21 protein-coding genes and 1 pseudogene are annotated in these 18121 nt (G+C 42.5%); 4 read left to right on the top strand and 18 right to left on the bottom strand.

Annotated elements, in window-relative coordinates; translation table 11 throughout:
* Nucleotides 1-39: 39 nt before the first annotated feature.
* The 5 genes from KDC22_RS13370 to KDC22_RS13350 form a co-directional block, all read right to left on the bottom strand.
* On the bottom strand, nucleotides 40-594 hold the full coding sequence (locus KDC22_RS13370) for a copper amine oxidase (protein WP_211723390.1): 555 nt from the start codon (nucleotides 592-594) through the stop codon (nucleotides 40-42).
* A 231-nt stretch (nucleotides 595-825) separates the two neighbouring features.
* On the bottom strand, nucleotides 826-1062 hold the full coding sequence (locus KDC22_RS13365) for a DUF3892 domain-containing protein (RefSeq protein WP_173126119.1): 237 nt from the start codon (nucleotides 1060-1062) through the stop codon (nucleotides 826-828).
* Between the two features lie 93 nt (nucleotides 1063-1155).
* Nucleotides 1156-1599 (bottom strand): GNAT family N-acetyltransferase, encoded by a 444-nt coding sequence (locus KDC22_RS13360; RefSeq protein ID WP_211723389.1) that lies wholly within the window; start codon nucleotides 1597-1599, stop codon nucleotides 1156-1158.
* A gap of 120 nt (nucleotides 1600-1719) precedes the next feature.
* Nucleotides 1720-1935, bottom strand: coding sequence for a hypothetical protein (locus tag KDC22_RS13355; RefSeq protein ID WP_211723388.1), 216 nt, complete (start codon nucleotides 1933-1935; stop codon nucleotides 1720-1722).
* A 68-nt stretch (nucleotides 1936-2003) separates the two neighbouring features.
* Nucleotides 2004-3080, bottom strand: coding sequence for a site-2 protease family protein (locus KDC22_RS13350; protein WP_211723387.1), 1077 nt, complete (start codon nucleotides 3078-3080; stop codon nucleotides 2004-2006).
* Between the two features lie 509 nt (nucleotides 3081-3589).
* On the opposite strand from KDC22_RS13350, the gene metG reads away from it, so the two are divergent.
* Entirely contained in the window at nucleotides 3590-5272 is a 1683-nt protein-coding gene (gene metG / locus KDC22_RS13345) for a methionine--tRNA ligase (protein WP_211723386.1), read from the top strand.
* Nucleotides 5273-5397: 125 nt separating this feature from the next.
* Here the strand turns inward: metG and KDC22_RS13340 are convergent, their stop codons facing one another.
* Nucleotides 5398-5826, bottom strand: a complete 429-nt coding sequence (locus KDC22_RS13340) for an NUDIX hydrolase (RefSeq protein WP_211723385.1) — start codon at nucleotides 5824-5826, stop codon at nucleotides 5398-5400.
* A 176-nt stretch (nucleotides 5827-6002) separates the two neighbouring features.
* On the opposite strand from KDC22_RS13340, the gene KDC22_RS13335 reads away from it, so the two are divergent.
* The 3 genes and pseudogenes from KDC22_RS13335 to KDC22_RS13325 form a co-directional block, all read left to right on the top strand.
* Nucleotides 6003-6968 (top strand): helix-turn-helix transcriptional regulator, encoded by a 966-nt coding sequence (locus KDC22_RS13335; RefSeq protein ID WP_211723384.1) that lies wholly within the window; start codon nucleotides 6003-6005, stop codon nucleotides 6966-6968.
* 28 nt (nucleotides 6969-6996) lie between these two features.
* Nucleotides 6997-7305, top strand: a complete 309-nt coding sequence (locus tag KDC22_RS13330; protein WP_211723383.1) for a hypothetical protein — start codon at nucleotides 6997-6999, stop codon at nucleotides 7303-7305.
* A gap of 69 nt (nucleotides 7306-7374) precedes the next feature.
* Nucleotides 7375-7717, top strand: a pseudogene (locus KDC22_RS13325) (PD-(D/E)XK nuclease family transposase); the annotation flags it as partial.
* 243 nt (nucleotides 7718-7960) lie between these two features.
* On the opposite strand, the gene KDC22_RS13320 reads toward KDC22_RS13325, so the two are convergent.
* From KDC22_RS13320 to KDC22_RS13265, 12 genes are all read right to left on the bottom strand, one after another.
* Complete coding sequence (locus KDC22_RS13320; RefSeq protein WP_211723382.1) at nucleotides 7961-9112, bottom strand: Ig-like domain-containing protein; 1152 nt, start codon at nucleotides 9110-9112, stop codon at nucleotides 7961-7963.
* A gap of 16 nt (nucleotides 9113-9128) precedes the next feature.
* Complete coding sequence (locus KDC22_RS13315) at nucleotides 9129-9476, bottom strand: hypothetical protein (RefSeq protein ID WP_211723381.1); 348 nt, start codon at nucleotides 9474-9476, stop codon at nucleotides 9129-9131.
* A gap of 76 nt (nucleotides 9477-9552) precedes the next feature.
* Nucleotides 9553-10335 carry a zinc-ribbon domain-containing protein gene (locus KDC22_RS13310; RefSeq protein ID WP_211723380.1) on the bottom strand — a complete coding sequence of 261 codons (783 nt, stop codon included), beginning with the start codon at nucleotides 10333-10335 and terminating at the stop codon, nucleotides 9553-9555.
* A gap of 47 nt (nucleotides 10336-10382) precedes the next feature.
* Complete coding sequence (locus KDC22_RS13305) at nucleotides 10383-10784, bottom strand: hypothetical protein (RefSeq protein WP_211723379.1); 402 nt, start codon at nucleotides 10782-10784, stop codon at nucleotides 10383-10385.
* Between the two features lie 537 nt (nucleotides 10785-11321).
* Nucleotides 11322-12584, bottom strand: coding sequence for a phage portal protein (locus KDC22_RS13300; protein ID WP_211723378.1), 1263 nt, complete (start codon nucleotides 12582-12584; stop codon nucleotides 11322-11324).
* Entirely contained in the window at nucleotides 12585-14165 is a 1581-nt protein-coding gene (locus KDC22_RS13295; protein WP_211723377.1) for a terminase large subunit domain-containing protein, read from the bottom strand.
* A 57-nt stretch (nucleotides 14166-14222) separates the two neighbouring features.
* Nucleotides 14223-14612, bottom strand: a complete 390-nt coding sequence (locus tag KDC22_RS13290) for a hypothetical protein (RefSeq protein ID WP_246553551.1) — start codon at nucleotides 14610-14612, stop codon at nucleotides 14223-14225.
* A 345-nt stretch (nucleotides 14613-14957) separates the two neighbouring features.
* Entirely contained in the window at nucleotides 14958-16337 is a 1380-nt protein-coding gene (locus tag KDC22_RS13285; RefSeq protein WP_211723375.1) for a DNA primase family protein, read from the bottom strand.
* Nucleotides 16330-16689, bottom strand: coding sequence for a hypothetical protein (locus KDC22_RS13280; RefSeq protein ID WP_211723374.1), 360 nt, complete (start codon nucleotides 16687-16689; stop codon nucleotides 16330-16332). Before KDC22_RS13280 ends, KDC22_RS13285 begins: the two co-directional genes overlap by 8 nt.
* Nucleotides 16690-16720: 31 nt before the next feature.
* Nucleotides 16721-16936, bottom strand: a complete 216-nt coding sequence (locus KDC22_RS13275; RefSeq protein WP_211723373.1) for a hypothetical protein — start codon at nucleotides 16934-16936, stop codon at nucleotides 16721-16723.
* A complete protein-coding gene (locus tag KDC22_RS13270; protein WP_211723372.1) occupies nucleotides 16926-17891 on the bottom strand; it encodes a hypothetical protein in 966 nt (321 codons plus the stop codon). Before KDC22_RS13270 ends, KDC22_RS13275 begins: the two co-directional genes overlap by 11 nt.
* 24 nt (nucleotides 17892-17915) lie before the next feature.
* Nucleotides 17916-18095: a helix-turn-helix domain-containing protein gene (locus tag KDC22_RS13265; protein ID WP_211723371.1), complete on the bottom strand. Its 180-nt coding sequence runs from the start codon at nucleotides 18093-18095 to the stop codon at nucleotides 17916-17918.
* Nucleotides 18096-18121: the final 26 nt, after the last annotated feature.

Genomic DNA, 18121 nt, shown 5'->3' with positions numbered 1-18121 from the left:
AACACGTAAGATAAGTTCAGGTCAATTTGCATAGAGGGCTTAATTCTTGGACGAGGCCGTAACTACCTTTTCTGACACAAGAATGTAATCTCCGTTCTTCGCTGCCTTCACGAAGAAACCTACACTGTATTTGCCCGGTTCCTTGAAATCATAGGTGAATTCCGGTGTAGAGAACCAGAAATCCTCATTCTTGGAGCCGCCTGCATCCTCCAGTATATCCTTTACATTCCCCGAGGGATCGGTGATCGCCACCTTCACGGCAGCAATGCTGTCCTTCAGGCTGTCCACCTGCGTCAGGATCTTCATCTTAAGTTTACCTGTATTGACATTGCCGAACACCGTGTCGCCTTTGAAGAGTACGATATGAACATTCGGCTTGAGGATCGTCACTTTACCCGAGCCGTCCCAGCCAATTACACCTCCTGCCTCTCTGGCCGGGATGTAGGCCTTGCCGTCAATCAGATAGCCGCCATCGGCTATTTCCTTTCCATTGCTCCATACTTTGATCTTCTGGTTCACAGCGTCAGCGAACAAATAGGAGCTTCCCATCATGAAAAACACAACCGCGCACAGAGCAATTTTTCTCCATCTCATTGTAAAGCCCCTCCAAGTAATTCATGCTGTTAATGTATACTGCTAACCCTTCGACAAGTTGCGCAGAATTCAGGGAATTATTTCTTTTTGCAGAAGAAAAGAAAATTGCATCTCTCTGCAACCGGTTTCGGCCCGGAGAAGACTCCCTTCTTCTCCAACATATAGAAAAAGCCGGACAACAGCGTCACATGGACGCCTGTCCGGCCTTTTCTATATGAGTTCTATGCCAGGCTAAAATTGCGGAAGCTGATCCAGGTTGTTCGTAGGATCACCGTCAGCATCCCCGCGGATATACATTTCTCCGTCTCTTCCCTTGAATACGTTGACCCCTTCAATGCTTCCGGACTGAACCTCCTGAAGTGCCTGCTGGTAATCCAGTACACGCCCGGAAGAGGTCTGGAACTCGGTCAAATCCCCGTCACCATTGCGCTTGGCGGCAACAAAACGTTCTCGTTCTTGATTCATCACTTAGAATCTACTCCTTCGCACTTGAATTAGCCATCAATCAGGCTCACTTCTAGCTTGTCCACCGCATCGAAAGAGTATGTAACCTTGGCAGAATTACAGAATCTTTTGCATTCTCACATGCAGAATCCCCGCATCATAGAACGGCTCCTTGGAGATCACTTCATACCCCAGCTTGCTGTAAAAGGCTTCTGCGTGGCACTGGGCATCCAGGACTGATCCCTGGAGACCAAGCTCTCTTGCCCGTTCTTCCATAGCCAGCAGCAGAATACGCCCGTATCCTTTGGAGCGGTGCTCCTGACGAACGGCTATCCGCTGCATTTTGGCGGTTTCCGCTTTGTAATAGATCATCCGTCCGGCAGCAGCCGCCTGCCCGCCCTCCATGAGCAGGAAATGAAACACCTCATCACTGATCACATCATGTTCATCTATTTCTTCTGCTTCCGGCACCTTCTGCTCTTCCACAAATACCTGCTTGCGGATCGCAAGCGCCAGTCGAAGCTGCTCCTCTGTAGTTACATGAATAATTTCCACTGCCATCCCCCTGGCTCCTCTCTATAGGTCCAATCAATATGAAGCATTATACAGAATTATTAATATCCTGTATATAGGATCTAGAGCTTCAGAGCAGGGTTGATGGACAGGGAACGGCTAAAGGCCTCACGGAGTGTCATAGACCTCCTCGGGAATCGAACGGTCGTACACATCCTGCATCACCGGTGAAGTCAGGCCATCCCGTGATTGCAGGCTCCCGTCCAGCTCATTCATCCTGTGAACCCCCGTGTGTTCGGGAACCTCCTTGCCTGCCGTACATCCGGCCGTCCCTATAATGAGACATGCCCCAATCCACAGGAGAGTTACTCTTGCCTTGCGCATTGCTCAACCTCCTTCTCCTTCTCAGCTCTTTACAGCTTTGACGAATCGGGAGGTTCATAAACGAATCCTTACAGATTTACATTCCCCACCACATGAACAAGGTACATCATGCCCCCCAGAAAGCCTGCCAGTACTAAATAAGCAGCCCCATATCTCCAGCGGACGGCCGCAGGCACCTCATAATACTTATCATTGTCATACACCGTGAAACTGATCTCACACTGCATCTTCAAATGAAGCCTGGCTTCCACATACACCTGGTCCAACTGCACTATTCTGACTTTTCCAATCAGAGACTGCACCGGCATAGTCGTAGTTCCGTAGTAATCCAGATTATCCCAGCGTACCCCGACAAATTGCTGGCGGTTCAAATCACTGTAGGTGGTATATGGCAGCTCCCGCTTATGCTCAGGCCCGGGAATGAGATAGCCTTGCTCCTGCAGATCCTCAATGGGGATCAGGAAGCTTTTTAACACGGTATGCATCTGCTGCTTCGTACGCCGGCTGATATATTTCTTATACATATCGTAGGCGAACATCACCCAGATGATGGAGAACAGGATAGACTTCAGATAAATAATTACAGCCAGGCCGCCAATGAGCCCTACCAGCCACAACCAGCGTGTTACAGCTGTGGCAATTCGCCCCCCGTCCAGCGGATGGATCGGCAGCAGGTTAATCAAGTTCAGGAAGAACCCCACGTATGCCAGTGAATATAAAAAGGGGCTATGATAATAATAAGCTGCTCCGAATACTACAGCCGCTCCGATGCTCCCGAGTATAGGGCCGCCAAACGCTACATAAGCTTCCTGTCTGGCATCCAGCGGCTGCTGCTTCATCGTGATGAGTGCACCCATAAACGGAATAAACAGCGGCGCGCTCACCGGCAGTCCAATCCGCTTGGCAGCAATCACATGACCGATCTCATGAACGAATAATAAGGCAACGAAGCCCACCGCAAATTCCCATGGCGAGATCAGGGCATAAGCCCAGATGGATACCATCATGGAGATCAGCGGACCTGCTATCTTCCCCAGCTTGAGCAGAGATATAATGGCTTTGCCTTTAAGCAGCAGCAATACTGCCCCGCTGCCCAGCCATCCCCATGCACCCGAGTTTTTCTTTTCCTGCTTTTGTTCAGGCAATAGTCCCCATTCCCTTCATCTCTCTGTCTCACAACTTTCAGGCGGGCGGGCCGCTATTCCTTCTGCTTCCCGTTTTCCGTTTTCCCTCTTCCCCTACTGTCGCATACGGCTATGGTATTTTGCAAATTTGTTTACGGTATTGACATTGCCCTGCACCTGCATATATGATATCCAGTAATTAGGATAACCACAATAGCTATGAAGAGAAAGAGTACCTTGGCCATTCTTACACAGAGAGCTCCGGACGCTGAAAAGGAGCAAAGAAAACCCTCGGGAACATGGTCTCAGAGCTGCGCATCGAAGCCCGGATGAACGGGACGTAGGCTGCGCCGGAACCCGCATCCGTTACCATGCTAGGGTATACCCGCTGACTTCTGCGGACGTACCTGAAAAGGTGGATGCCGCAAGGCATTGATGAATTTGGGTGGTAACACGTGAGCACAGGCTCTCGTCCCTTTAGGGGATGAGTGCCTTTTTTGTGTCCAAAAAAACTTCAGGAGGACGACGACATGACAAATATTTTTATCGGAGGGGCTTGGCCGTATGCCAACGGCTCCCTGCATCTGGGCAGACTTGCCAGTATTCTCCCGGGAGATATTCTGGCCCGCTATCACCGCGCCAAAGGCGACACTGTGCTGTATGTATCGGGAAGCGACTGCCATGGCACTCCCGTTGCTGTGCAGGCGGCGCAGGAAGGCATATCACCTGGTGAATTCGCCAGCCGGTATCATCAGGAGTTCGCAGAAAACTTCCGCACACTCGGCTTCACCTATGATTTGTACACCCGGACAGATCAGCCGCATCATCACCGCACAGTGCAGGAGCTGTTCCTTAAGCTGCTGGATAACGGTTACCTGTACCAGAAATCCACACTCCAGTGCTATTGTGAGCACGACCGGCGTTACTTGCCGGACCGTTACGTGAAGGGAATCTGCCCGGTCTGCGGACAGCAGGCCCGGGGGGATCAGTGCGACTATTGCTCGACGATTCTCGACCCCGTTGATCTGCTGGAGCGCACTTGCGCCCTCTGCGGGTCCACGCCTGTGCTGCGTCCCACCCTGCATTACTATTTATCTCTGTCCAGCTTCCAGAATGCACTCACAGAATACGCTGAATCTGCGCAGGGCTGGAGAGATAATGCTGTACGGCTAACCCGCAGATATCTGCAGGAAGGGCTGCAGGACCGTGCTGCCACACGTGACCTAGACTGGGGCGTGGATGTGCCGGCAGACGGCTTCACCGACAAGAAAATCTATGTATGGATCGAAGCAGTCAGCGGCTACCTGTCTGCCAGCAAGCAGTGGGCAGCGGAGACCGGTAACCGCTGGGAAGATTTCTGGCTGGATTCATCCGGGCCAAATCACCAGGAACAACCGCCTATCACAGCTTACTATGTCCATGGGAAGGACAATATTCCTTTTCACAGCCTGATCTGGCCGGCGCTGCTGCTGGGCGCTGAGAATCTGCATCTGCCGGACCGTCTCTTCTCTTCTGAATATTTGACCCTGGAAGGGCAGAAATTCTCCACCAGCCGCAACTGGGCAGTCTGGCTGCCGGATATTCTCAGCCGGTATGAGCCGGATTCGATCCGTTATTTCCTGATTGCGAACGGTCCTGAGAAGCGGGATGCCGACTTCTCCTGGAGAGAGTTCATCTACAGTCATAACAGTGAGCTGCTGGGCGCCTTCGGCAATTTCGTCAACCGCAGTCTGGCATTCATCAACAAGTCCTGGGACGGTGAGGTACCCTCAGGGACACTGGATGCGGCATGGGGTAACAGCATTAAGAACCTGTATAAGGAGGCCGGGACCCTGATTGAAGCCGGACGATTCAAGGAAGCGCTGGAATGTATCTTCACGCAGATTCGTCAGGCCAACAAATATTTCGATCAGCAGCAGCCGTGGCTGCAGATTAAGCATGACCCGGCGGCTGGCGGCAACACGCTGTATACCTGTGTGCAGATCATCGCCAATCTGTCTAACCTGCTGAACCCGTTCCTCCCCTTCTCCTGTGAGAAGATCAGAGGATTCCTGTCCTTGGAGCAACCGGCATGGCAGCCGGTATCCGTTGCCGCGCACCAGCCGGTGCAGGGACTTGTATTGTTATTTGAGCGGATTGATGTGCAGCGGATTGAGGAAGAGACGGCGCGGCTTAATCACTCGCATGGTGGCGGTGCTGGTGGTACGGGATAACAACGAAGAGATTATATTAGTTGCCATGACACGGATTACGTCCGGCCCCTATTATATAGAAGAAGTATCCGGCAAAACGGAATCCAGGAAGCCTCTGCTCCAACCGATAATCACCCCGTGCGGGGTCACATTGGTTTTGATACAAGAGCTTCATTGACTTTAGCAAACAGTGTGGGGTAGATTCCCGGATACGTTACCGCCTCCGGCAGCTCTCTGAAGCTTCTTCGCTCCTCCATTTCATATTGGGGCAGGGGTCCAAACTTCTCTACTGCTGCAAAATACAACATCCCGAAGCTCTCAGGAGTTGCTTCACTGCCGACCGAATAGATGCACACAGGGTGCAGCTTGTATTCCTCCGCGCCCGTCTCTTCATACAGCTCCCTAACGGCAGCTTCACCCGGAGTCTCACCTGCTTCAATATGCCCGCCGGCAAATTCCCAGGTGGACCGCTCGCGGTGCCGCACCAGCACCCAGTCCTCCCCTTGTCTGATGACAATCACAACATACTTGAGGTTAATCTCCGGGCGCTTAGCTTCATGCAAAGTTACTATCATTTTAGCAAAACTCCTTCTTGTCATTATGTATAATGGACGGAGTGAGATTTTTTTCCAGAACACAGCTATTATGTATTATAAGATCGTTTCTGAAAGAACCGCAAGTGAAATCAAGCAGCAATAGCTCTATTTATTTATAGTACATATAGAGTGATTGAAACGGGGTGAACTGACGAATGTACGAGTGGCCGAAACAAATTCAAATCATCGTTGATGAAATTGACAGATGTATTAAGAATTATAATGATGAAGCCCTGACACTGCGCTATCTTTCCCATACGCTGGGTTATTCCGAATTTTATACAACCAGGAAGTTCAAAGAAATATCGGGTATGCCATTCAGGGATTATCTGCGGCACAGAAAATTAGCCTTTGCACTAAAAGAAGTCCGGGATAGTGAAAAAAGCCTTATAGATATCGCTTTTAATTACGGATTTTCCTCTCATGAAGCTTTTACCAGAGCCTTTAAGGGAACCTATGCTGTAACTCCAAGTGATTTCCGGAAAAATCCGAAGCCAGTCGTTCTTCGTACGAAATTAAACCCTTTCGACCGCTACTTTTTAGGATTGGGAGAGATTGGGATGATCAAATCTACAGAGGATGTAAAAATTTATTTTGTAACCATTCCCGCTCACAAATTTGTGCACATTAAAAACTATGAGAGTAACGGGTATTGGGACTTTTGGCAAAAGCAAAATCTCATTCCGGGACAGGACTACGAAACCATCTGCGGCTTACTCGATAGCATCAAGGGCAAACTAGATGACGATGGCGGAAGCGAACCTAACGGAGCCGGAGGCCAGGTTATGGCGTACATGAATGACCCGGACGGCAGACTCTGCGATTGGGGGATTCCGCGCACAGAGTGTTATGGGGTACGGTTACCTTTGGAATATGACGGCCAAGTCCCCCCGCAGATGCTTATGATTGATGTTCCCGAAGACGAATACATTGTATTTGAACATGGGCCTTTCGATTATGAGCAGGAGAACCGCAGCGTGGAGGACAAGATTGAACGGGTAATGGCAACCTTTGATTTTTCAGACACCGGTTACTGCTTCGACACTTCTCCCGGACGAATCATTTACTTCTATTTCAATCCGGAACGGCATTTCAAGTATATCAGACCTGTGCGGAAGTAGAGACCAATCCAAATGGGAGGTGCTGACGATGAACGAACCTGTGTTGAAGAAGGCCATGAATACGCTAGAGTTTTTGAGTCAGAATGATGAAGCCCGCAGGCAGTATGAAGCGCGTCAACGCTATCTGCATGATGAAGCCTCGATGTATGAAGCAGCTAAGGTGGCGGAAGCTAAAGGACGTACTGAGGGGGAGGCTCGGGGTGAGGCTAAGGGTAAGGCTAAAGCGCGAAAAGAAATGGCTTATAAGTTACTTGCTCTAGGTATAGAGTCATCAGTTATTGCCGAGGCGTCAGGTTTGTCCTTAGAAGAGATTGAGAAGTTACGATCATTGCAGTAAAAACGAAGCCGGTCATTATGATCGGCTTCGTTTCATTATGATGATTTTCACACTTCAAAATCATCTAAAAACCTATTTTTGGTGGAGAAGCGGACACTCTTTTACTAGAGCGAGATGTACTACCACAAACAACAAGGTAACGATTACAGCCAATTGAAGAAATGTGTGACGATCAATATATTGAACTACTCCTGTCTGCCGAATGGCCGCCATCATAATGTGTTTCGCCTTCGGGAAGATCACACCGGAATTCCATTGAACATTGATCTGGAGATTCATGTGATGGAATTAACCAAGCTGGGAGGTGTTGACCATGAATGAACCGATGTTGAAAAAGGCAATGGATACACTGGAATTTTTGAGTCAGGAAGCCGCTACACGTATGGAATATGATGCCCGGATGAAGCATTTGCGCACTTCTCTGCATAAAAAGCAAAAAAGCCTTGAATATCAAGGCTTTTTCCGTATAGGACGGATGGGGTTCGAACCCATGACCCCTACCCTGTCAAGATAGAAAGGATAGGAAATGTGATTCGGCCTTACTCCGACAACGTTTATAATTAATCGACCATCAAATTTAAGAACTCGATAGTGTTATTATATGGTGGTCTATTCTGAAAGTAAAGTGGTTTGTCCAAAAAAGGAAGATAGTGGTCTAATAAAGTGATTTTATTGCAATACGCTGCCATATGAATATTGAAGGATCACTATTAAGCGTACACTTTAATTGTACGTAATATAGACGTGCATACTTCACACACTTCAAGGTAATTGTTGATGCCGTAGTGGCAGTGATTTGCATATTTACAGTATTATATGGAGTAACCAGGTCATCTTCATACAGCCCCCATGTGACAGGTTCTGAACCGTTTGTAATTAATGTGGTTCCATCGTAGATATTAGCCGTCATAGTTTTTGAGCGAGTTTCTTTTATTTCGGAGATGGGAGAGGTATCCGAAGTCAATACAATTGTTTTGGACACTGGAACATCTTCAACCGCTAGAATAACAGTATCTGTGATACGCCCATTCGTAGCATTGGCAATTGTAACAGTAACACTACCCACTGAATGGCTTGTCACAAGCCCTGTAGCGTTCACAGTTGCGATTGCAGTATTAGAGGATGTAAATGTTACAGGTGCATTGCTTGTGCTTGTATAGACTAACTGTAGCGTAGAACCGAGAACTACAGAAGTTGGCTCTGTCGTAATATCAACTGGACATGCAAGGCCGCCAGCGATTCCATTAGCAACATCATCTGTACTGCTGTTAATCAGATCCTTCTCACAGGACAAATTTGCAATTCCCTTTTGGCTAAATGTATCTATCCCTGTAATCTTAAACATCTGACCATCGACAAAGAATCTGTTACCGATTTCTAGCCCCAAATCCTTATAATAATTGTTAGTAAAAACATTGATACTGCCATCTGCTACAGTTATTACCTTCCCCGATGTTACCCCTAAATCTCCAACAGTAATAAAGCAATCCACATGAATAAAACGACATGAGGAATTGACAATTATAGTTTGCGGTAATCTCCGTATAATCCCTTTGAATTTGTTGTAACGTTCGGTGTTTATTTCACTGATGAGCATATATTTATTGCCTTCATAAACAATGGTATCGCCACGATGAATAGGAGACAGGGAAGTAATCTTCTTATCATCATAACCACTATTAAGATTCGTGTTGGTAATGACTACTCTTGTAGGCGTTGCAGATTGGTTTATGTAGACATCCGTACCAATTTGACTCTGGATGAATTCAAAATCGGCTGTATCGGAGATATTGAATAAATCAAACATTTGATCACTCCTTTCATTAAGAGTTGAATAACATGAACGTTGAACTATTGCTATTTGTATCATCTGTAACAGCCATCATGCGTATTTTGCGTTCTAACTGGTCAATACGATTCTGAAGCGAATCAGCAAAATCAGAAATAGTGATATCGTCAGATTTGTATGTCTTCATCAGAGAGGGATTATTAGCAATACTGTTCAAGACAGATAGGGCTGCTGAATAAATATTACGTTTATCGACATTAGAGGATGGAGAATATTCCGTTTCAGGATCAATTACTCCTTCTTCAGCAAGGTACACGGACAATTCAGCAGAGGATAAAGTGATACCCTGTGTTTCAAGTTGAAAGCGTTCGGTGAATTTCATTTTGTTTGCTCCTTTTAAGTAAATTGGGTAAAGAAAAAAACCTACCCGAAGGTAGGCCGCGCTAATCCACAAGATATTAAATAGTTACAGAATCTGTATAATCTTTTATCTTATTTTCATCCAGATTAGGTAAAAGTATCTTAAACTGATTATAAGCCTTTGATATTTCAGAGGATAACTCATTAGTCTTTTTGTTAAACTCTAACAAACTGCCAGTGGGTGAATCAGCCTGATCTGTATATTGAGTATATAGTCCATAAAGTTCAACTAGAAAATCATATGCCTTTTGATATTTGACAGGAGGACTATTTAAGCCTTGCATTAGTTTATCAACTTCATCTGTATTCTTTTTTATGGCATCTAGAATGTCATGTTGTTCAAATGCTTCCTTTTGATAAACTATAGCCTCGTTAAAATCATACGCACGTTTTCCATTAACCTCAATACCATAGTCTGCTTCAATTGCACGATTCCAAACATCGGAATAAGTACTACAAACTTCTTCAGAAATTAAAGAAAATCCCATCATTTTTAGAACTGCCGTTGATAGATCTTCTTGATATTTTGTTTCTGCTGCTTCAATTCTTGCCTCTTCTTTTTTCTGTTGGTCAGTGTAATACCAATATCCACCGCCTGAACCTAGAATTAAAATCAAGACGATCATAGGGATAAATATTTTCTTTTTCGATTTTTTGGGTTTATCCATCACTACCATATCAGATAAGGTTGTGCTTGTAGCAGCAACTTCATTATTAAAATCTTCAGAGATTGTACTCTCTAAATGAATCTTCGAACCGCATTTATTGCAGAACATACTTTCTTCTGGCAATTCTTGACCGCAGTTAGGACAATTGTGCATTATTTTTTCTCCTTAATATGTAGTTGATTCAAGATCTTAACTTATCACTATTTTCCTGCTTCCCATTTATGTCCACATTTCAAACAAGATACCATTACAACTTTACTGCCAAGTACTCCCCCTAACAAGCCTGCTGGTCCAATAAGTAAGCCGCCAACTGCTGCCTTACCTAAACTAAATCCTTTGTTTCCTGCAGTTATTTGGGTTGATTTACACTTCGGGCATTTGATTAAGTCGTCATCAATCTCTTCTATGTTGTTTAAATTAATTGATTCTCGCTTAGGCTTAATAATGTTGGATGATGTTCCACATGAACAATAGATGGGCTGAGAGACCCTAATGCCTATACTTTTGGCTTCTTCGCACATGTTTTTTGGAATCTTCAACTTTTTATTGCAATGTTCACATTCTCCAATAATATGCATTCCAACTTCGTGTGAAAATATCAAAATTCTTCCCCCCCCAACAATACATTTTACCTAAATTCTACCACCATCAGTTCTAGTAGGTCTATAGAATTAGGAAATTATATGGATAGTGGTCTTAAGGCGCTAATAAGTCTGAATTTTTTTGGGTGTGTGTACAACGCCCTGCTAGCGGACTATTTTCCAATTTAGGGGTATCGTAACCAGTTTAAAGCTTTCCACGACACTGTGAATCATACAAATAGTACAAATAATCCGTATTTCCCCTGAAAACTCAAAAAATCGACTCAAAAACAGGCAAAAGTAGACCACTAACTACACTAGGTAGTGGTCTACAGTATACCGACAAAAATTATTAACAAAAATTGGTATTATAAACTCAAAAATTTTAGTTATTTTCGCATCTAAAAATTCGCGCACCCACTACTATTTATTAATAGGCTGGCTATGAATATTGAACACATGTTAATGTGTGCGCGAAATAGCATATCCCTTTTGATTCAATGTATATATGTATTAACCATTGTTTAATAATTATAATTTATAGAATATTATGTATATCTATTCTTCATTGCTCATGCTCCGAATTCTCTCCATTTCCCCTTGAACATCGGTCACATAAGGATTGCGCTCCACAATGCTTTCCAGACTCATACCGCCGATATCTTTTAACACCTGAAGATTATCGACAATCTCTTTATCATTGCTTGGTCTTGCAAATTGGAACACAATGCCTAAAGTATCAAATCCCTCATCAGTGAATGTGCTGCCTTTGTATTCAAGCAACTTTCTAAGCTTATCAAATCGTTGCTCCATACCTTCACGCAAAAACTTGCTATTCAAAGCACCTTTCATATCAGCAAGGGAGAAGAGGAGGCGAATAGAAACCTCGCTCAAATTGCTTACATCCGTCTTACTCATGCTTACGGCTGGAACGTTCGCTATATCTAACAGAGCGCTTGTCAGAGTCTTATATAACGTTTCAAATGCTTGATGATCAAACTCATTATTAGCAAAGAAGAAGTCCGCATTATCATCAAGTACAATACCTCCACCAATAATATCTTTAGGTAACCCGTCACCCTTGAGTTGCTGACCCTTGAGGACTGGGATACCTGAAATATGGTGATAATAACCGTCCACAGCCTTACTGAGCAAGTCTTCCATGTTATCCAAGATAGGTAGTATATCTAACAGGTCAGAGCGTCCAAGATTACCGATCTCACACTGATTATGATATAGCACAGGCAGTCCAGCAGGGCTGTGATAGCTTCTAATCAATCTTATTGTTCCGCCTTCATCGGTATATTGCTCGACTCTATCTGGATGATACACATTGTAGTAGCTCACATTATCTACACAATAATGCTCAATCAATGCGGTGTACTCATTATGATGATCAAAGACAGGATAACAATCAGCAGGATCGAGCAGTTTAGATTTAATTTGCTTGTCATTGTCTAAATAAATGTACTCTGCCACATATCCATATTTGGTCATCTTATCAAGGATATCATAATCAATCTGATTGTATTTTCCTCTTTTGTAAACTCGCTTAAATGCGTCTGTAACGTTTTTATCTCCAGTCAGTGTAATTGGATTAGCCATGACATAACCAACGCTAAAATTAAGAATTGTTTTTGCATACTGGAGAATGATTTTACGGGGTTCATATACTTGACCGTTGTAGTTATAACTCGGTTTCTTCAGAATGTTATGCTTTCCGCTTAAGTACTCCTTAATATTAAGGACGTCATTAATCCTCTGTTGATTTGAAACTGTGTTAACTTCCTCGACAAACCATTGATTTTCATTTTCGTACAATTAAGCCACCTCAACATAATATTTATTTGCTTTTATTGCCTGAATCGCGAGCATAAAGGATATGACCAAATCATCATGATTGGATCGAGTTTTGTTCTCCATTTTGTTGTCCTTCTCAATGAATGTCTGCATCTGCTTCAGGGTTTCCTTACAGTCAATCTGTACTAATTGACACTCGAACATTTCCTTAGCATCGGTGACAGCCTTATTCTTGGTTACGCTATTACTACTCCAGCCTAATTGAAGCCTAGATTTACCTTTATCAAAATGCCGATGCTTGAACAAATTGAGATACGGGTTATCGCCCTCGCGCAGTCTCTCAAGAATTGATGTCCCAAATCCATTCCGCTCAATCACTATGAACGCATAATTAAAAAACAGCCCGATCTCTCGGACTATTTCAGCGAATTTATATACAGGGACATCATTTCTATAAAATGAAGCATATTGCTGTCCATCTCCATCAAATATACTGATTGTAGAGAAATCATTGCCGCTTCCTGATGCTACGTCTACTCCAGCGAACATCCTCTGTTTCGGCTTAGACAATCGGAAGATATCTAATCCTTTTCCGATATATTGCTTCAGAATATCGGGGACATGCTCAAGTTCTTCTTTTGGCATTGGAGGGAGGACGTAATTTATTGCTTCTGCAATAAGCGTTTGATCAAATACAGATTGTCCGGTATTGATAAATGCCTGTATGTCTGTAGCTGGATACTCCTGATAGAACTGGTTTTTATCCTTGTCTTGTAGTATGTATTCTTTCCACATAAGCATGTTCAAGCTGCAACCAGATTCATGAAGCTGCCTCTGCTCCAACGTTAAATTCTTTGCGCTTAACCGTTGTCCTTTGGTGGACGCTTTGTACCATTTCACAGCTTCTTGGATATCATAGGAGAACTGTTTCTCATAGGCGGAAGCATAAAAGGGGAAGAAGAACGCTTTATACTTACTCGACCCCTTATTAGCGCGATCATAGAGCTTCTGAAAATCGTTAAATCCATTTGCTGTAGACTCAAGGACGATTTTGCTGCGTTCTGTCTTCTGTAGTGCTGGTTCCAAAGAGAGTAGAATGCCGTTTAGGTCATCATAGAAGGCAGCTTCAGACAATAAGACGTACATCAGATTCATTCCTCGTCCCAAATCTTTGTTTCCTGTTGTCGTGCTGCGAATAGTACTCCCGTTACTAAATACCAGTTCATCCCGATTATCACGCACAACAGAGGGGAAGACATCATACTTTGCTCTCGGCAGATGTAGATTCATCCGTTTAAGTTTGGCAAATAGATCCTTTGCTGAATCGCCTTTGTATGACACGATCAGATAGTTAGTATTGGGATTATTTACAGCCATCCACAAACAGTAAGCCAAACTTGCCGTTGTAAAACCTAGCTGGCGTGGCTTGAGAATCAAGTTATACTTACCAGCATTATCAATGTAATATTGTTGCTGATCATTTAACATAAATGAAACAAGCTCTCCATCATTGTCAATGATTTTTATGAAGTTTTTGGAGAATAATTCAAACGTGCTCATTATTTTATTGATTTTCTGAGATTTTGTTAATGTAACTGCCATTTAAACTGTCCTTTCTGAATTTAAAACAACGCAAAAAAGAGTAGCAATAAATGCCACTCACAATTCTAAATCATCGTCTTCCGTTTCCTCATCTTTATTGAACTGCATTGCTGCATCCTTGGCATAAATTTTAATGTCTTTGCCAATTTGCAGGAGCAGCTTAATACTCTTCTCATCGCCTTCTTTGGCCTTTACGGCTAACGAATCATATATTTGCTCTAGATCCCCATCAAAGCGAGTGTTAAGCAATATAGCAACCAGATTTCTATACTCTTCTGAGCGTTCCCATCTAATATATGTATTGAGAGTAGAAAGACCAACCGTTTGCAAAAACTCAGATTCAGATTTTGGAGCCTTTGTCTGATCAAAGGAAAGATTATGTTTCCATAAAAAGTATAATTTCTTTTTTGGTGGGATATTTTTTAGCGCTTCATAAATGTTATTCAAATTTGATTTGTTCCTTCCCATACACCAGTTTTAGATTCCATACACTACTTTGGTGTATATTGAAAAAAGTAGTGTATGAGTTTCGAACAAGAAAAGTTATATGTATCAAGGGTTTTCGGCTGTTACTGTACCATGCATACACTCATACACCCATTTCTATAGATTTTACTTAACTGTATACACAATCTATAATTATCAATTTTAAAATTTTCTCAGAAAATCATTAAAAGTAGTGTATGGTTGTATGAGGTGCAAAAAAGCTATATGTATCAAGGGTTTTTCCATACACTACTTTTTTAAAAGGGTGTATGAGTAGTGTATGATATGAAAAGTAGTGTATGAGTTTCAAAATGGAGAACGTGGAAATTCACTATCCTCCGACCATCTAATACCTTCCCAATGTTCAGGCTGCTTGTATTTCCGTCCTTTTTTTAACGCTAGTCGCTGACTGAATTTAATTGTGCTAACAGGTCTTAGACCACTATCCTCACACCATTGCCGATATGCCCTGTAAACATCTTTTGTGTAGAGAGAGTGTCCATCTGCTATTACACAATTGGCTTCCAAAAAGCCAGCTACAGAATCAGCGTTGATTCGATATTGATTGATAGCCTTCGTAATACTTTCTCCAGTTGTAAATTTCTTGTTTTGATGAAGCCTATGTATTCCTTGGATCGCCAAATTCAATAAAGTTGAAAGAGCATTATCTGTAGTCAATTTTCCTAACAAGTTAATATCTCTATTTTCATCCGTGAATTTATTACAGAAATCGAATATTAGCCAGCGGCGAAAGTAGCCATCTGACATATCTGGAGTCACAACCATGTGATTTGAGGAGAAGAGTAGTTTGGTTGAAGCTCTAAATGACTTAGGGTCTTTGTTTTTGCGTTCTATTGTAATAGCTTCATTGGAAGTAATTGCCTTAAACGCTCCAGTATCCTCAATGGGCTTTTGCGGTAGGTCTGAGAATGCATTTAAGAGTTTACCCTCTAACCCTGCAACTCTGAATCTATGGTCAAGGTCTTGAAGAGATATATTGGATACATTTTCCTTGCCGATTAAGGAAGAGATCAAATCTATAGCAACTGACTTACCGTTAGAACCAACTCCAGTAAACATAAAGGCCTTTTCCATATGTAAATCGTTAGTCAATATATATCCTATCATTTCATAAAAAGCGTTATGTGAATCTTCGGGTAGGACACTTGCAACAAAATTATGTATTAAGGGATTATTTGCTTTTGGATTATATGTAACAGGCAATTGATATGTACTCAAGTACTGAGGAGAATGAGGGAGTAGCTTGCCAGTAAGAGGTTCAAGCATTCCATTCTTAACATTAATCCAATTAGAGGGGGGGTTCATCGCCTGGCCTTCTAGTAGTTGCCTCTGATTTTGAGCGTAATATAGTGATTCGCTTATGTAGTTCCGTCTACTGCTTGAGCCAATTAATTCTTGACCAATAGCTCGGTAATAGGCCTCGCCATCGGGTTTATAATAACCATCTGGATGGTAACGCCAAAGAATTTGCCCATCATAGACAAAATTGAACCTTGCAATCATGTCCTCGCTATGCTTGGCATGCTGAAATTTCTTGTCAATGAAGTATAAAGGCATTAGCTGGGTTTCAATTTGGTTTTCATTCTTCTTAGAAAGAATTTCAGTTTTAGTATTCCCCTTTAGTTTGTCGAGTTTCTTCTGTAGCTCTGAGGCAGTTTTACTCAAACTTAGCACCGCCAATCAAGCGAAACAACTCATCCTGTCGTTTTTTAATCTCTGTCATTGTGTCCTGCTGTAATATTGTAAGCTCTTTTAGCTCTGCAATAAGCTGACGCTCTCTCGGAAGAGCTTGATAAAATGGATTGTCAGGTTCCACTATTGTGTGATTGTTAGCCCAGTTTTCAAAAGAATCATCCAAGAAGGGCACAGTATAGTCATCTTCACTCCACAAAAAATCTTCAATCCAGCGTTCACCATTCCAATATTCTTTATCGCTATTGGAGTTTTTTCGAAAATCCCCAACTTTGTATTTATTTCCATATCCATCATATGTAATTTCTCCAAGCTCATATTTCATTCTAAATTAATTTCCCCTTTATGATCTCTATTTATAGTTGCCAGCGGTTAAGGCTATATTTTTTGTTTCGCTGTTCATCTTGCCATGCATGGATAATATTTGCTGCTTCTGCTTTGTAGCGCCAATATTGTTGATTGTTATGTTTGCCAACACCTTCATCATAAGGATCAAAACCTTGATTATGTAATTCAATCTTCAAGTTCGAATCGGTTATGTAATAAAACCCATCACTATAATCAATTGTCAAAGTTAAATTCAACTCCATTAAAGTAGATTTTCCCGATGGCTTTTATTTCAATGTCGCCACCTGATTTTAGTTTGATAAAGGAACCATTATCATGTCCAATAACTAAATCTCCAGTTTCCGTAGAAAGTTCAATACCCTCGTCTTTTAAGAGCAATCGACGTTCCTGGGCGTAATTACTGTTTCTGTAAATGGTATCATATGAACCATTTGGTTTACTTAGTTCTGCAACACCGCTGATATTTTTACCTGATGTAGATACGATAACTCCATCGCCCTCACCGTGTTTAACGGCTTCTAGATACCGCTTACGCAGTGCGCGGCTATCCTTAATGGTTGTTTTTCCATGTAGACACTCAATACCATCCGAATAAACAAATGTCATTTCTCCACCACAGTTTTCTGCGGCTGCTTTCTCAAAAGCTTCAATATACAGCTTTGTGATATTATACTCACCATCAACATTTTTATAGGTTGTATAGGCTTCTTTTAAATAAGGGTTGATAATGTTTGCACCTTTTCCAATTCCCCAAACGTAAGGCATCTCATTAGGCTCAGGCTTGTATATTTGAGGCTCAAAGTCAAATTCACTATCATAATAATGGATTTCCCAGTCACCATTTTCTCCATTGAAGGGAATAACAAATTGCAGTAGATACTTCATTTTTTTAATATCAGGAGAAAGTTTGGTAATATGCTTGTTATAGGATTTTTTAAGAGCCTTAATAATACTTTGTGGAGACAATTGCTCCACTGGTTGTGACATAATATCTTTTGCAGCATCTTCCGCCATAGACATAACGCCTGAACAATAAAACCAAACCTTTCCATGATGATAAAGCTTTGTTGCATTGTCGTTACTCCAGAAAGTCTCACCGTTAACAATTTCACACACACGACTATCTGCGGCAAAAGCGATTTTATCATTTTCTAAAATTGTTGCAATGAATACGGACATTTTTTATCTCCCCTGATTTTAATTTTAATTGTTATTAATGAAATTTTTATATCTTCTAATCAAGACATGATCCCAATCAAAAGCTCCATTTTCAAATCTCGAAACATAAGCTGCACTGATTTTCATAGCGTTGGCAACCTCCTTGGCTTTAATATTTTTTCGGATACGAAGGATTTTCCATTCCATCCGTTCGTCCTTATTCATATGTATGCTCCTTTCTAAATGTTAGA

The sequence above is a fragment of the Paenibacillus tritici genome (genome assembly GCF_018207515.1).
GTDB classification, from domain to species: Bacteria; Bacillota; Bacilli; order Paenibacillales; family Paenibacillaceae; genus Paenibacillus_AQ; species Paenibacillus_AQ tritici.
This window is presented reverse-complemented; position numbering and strand designations above follow the sequence as displayed.

Excerpts from the sequence above, each read along its gene's own strand:
- KDC22_RS13280 (WP_211723374.1), bottom strand. The coding sequence starts at position 16,689 with ATGAAATATGAGCTTGGAGAAATTACATATGATGGATATGGAAATAAA.
- KDC22_RS13270 (WP_211723372.1), bottom strand. The coding sequence starts at position 17,891 with ATGTCCGTATTCATTGCAACAATTTTAGAAAATGATAAAATCGCTTTT.
- KDC22_RS13370 (WP_211723390.1), bottom strand. The coding sequence starts at position 594 with ATGAGATGGAGAAAAATTGCTCTGTGCGCGGTTGTGTTTTTCATGATG.
- KDC22_RS13330 (WP_211723383.1), top strand. The coding sequence starts at position 6,997 with ATGAACGAACCTGTGTTGAAGAAGGCCATGAATACGCTAGAGTTTTTG.
- KDC22_RS13335 (WP_211723384.1), top strand. The coding sequence starts at position 6,003 with ATGTACGAGTGGCCGAAACAAATTCAAATCATCGTTGATGAAATTGAC.
- metG (WP_211723386.1), top strand. The coding sequence starts at position 3,590 with ATGACAAATATTTTTATCGGAGGGGCTTGGCCGTATGCCAACGGCTCC.
- KDC22_RS13355 (WP_211723388.1), bottom strand. The coding sequence starts at position 1,935 with ATGCGCAAGGCAAGAGTAACTCTCCTGTGGATTGGGGCATGTCTCATT.
- KDC22_RS13310 (WP_211723380.1), bottom strand. The coding sequence starts at position 10,335 with ATGCACAATTGTCCTAACTGCGGTCAAGAATTGCCAGAAGAAAGTATG.
- KDC22_RS13295 (WP_211723377.1), bottom strand. The coding sequence starts at position 14,165 with ATGGCAGTTACATTAACAAAATCTCAGAAAATCAATAAAATAATGAGC.
- KDC22_RS13320 (WP_211723382.1), bottom strand. The coding sequence starts at position 9,112 with ATGTTTGATTTATTCAATATCTCCGATACAGCCGATTTTGAATTCATC.
- KDC22_RS13265 (WP_211723371.1), bottom strand. The coding sequence starts at position 18,095 with ATGAATAAGGACGAACGGATGGAATGGAAAATCCTTCGTATCCGAAAA.
- KDC22_RS13360 (WP_211723389.1), bottom strand. The coding sequence starts at position 1,599 with ATGGCAGTGGAAATTATTCATGTAACTACAGAGGAGCAGCTTCGACTG.
- KDC22_RS13340 (WP_211723385.1), bottom strand. The coding sequence starts at position 5,826 with ATGATAGTAACTTTGCATGAAGCTAAGCGCCCGGAGATTAACCTCAAG.
- KDC22_RS13315 (WP_211723381.1), bottom strand. The coding sequence starts at position 9,476 with ATGAAATTCACCGAACGCTTTCAACTTGAAACACAGGGTATCACTTTA.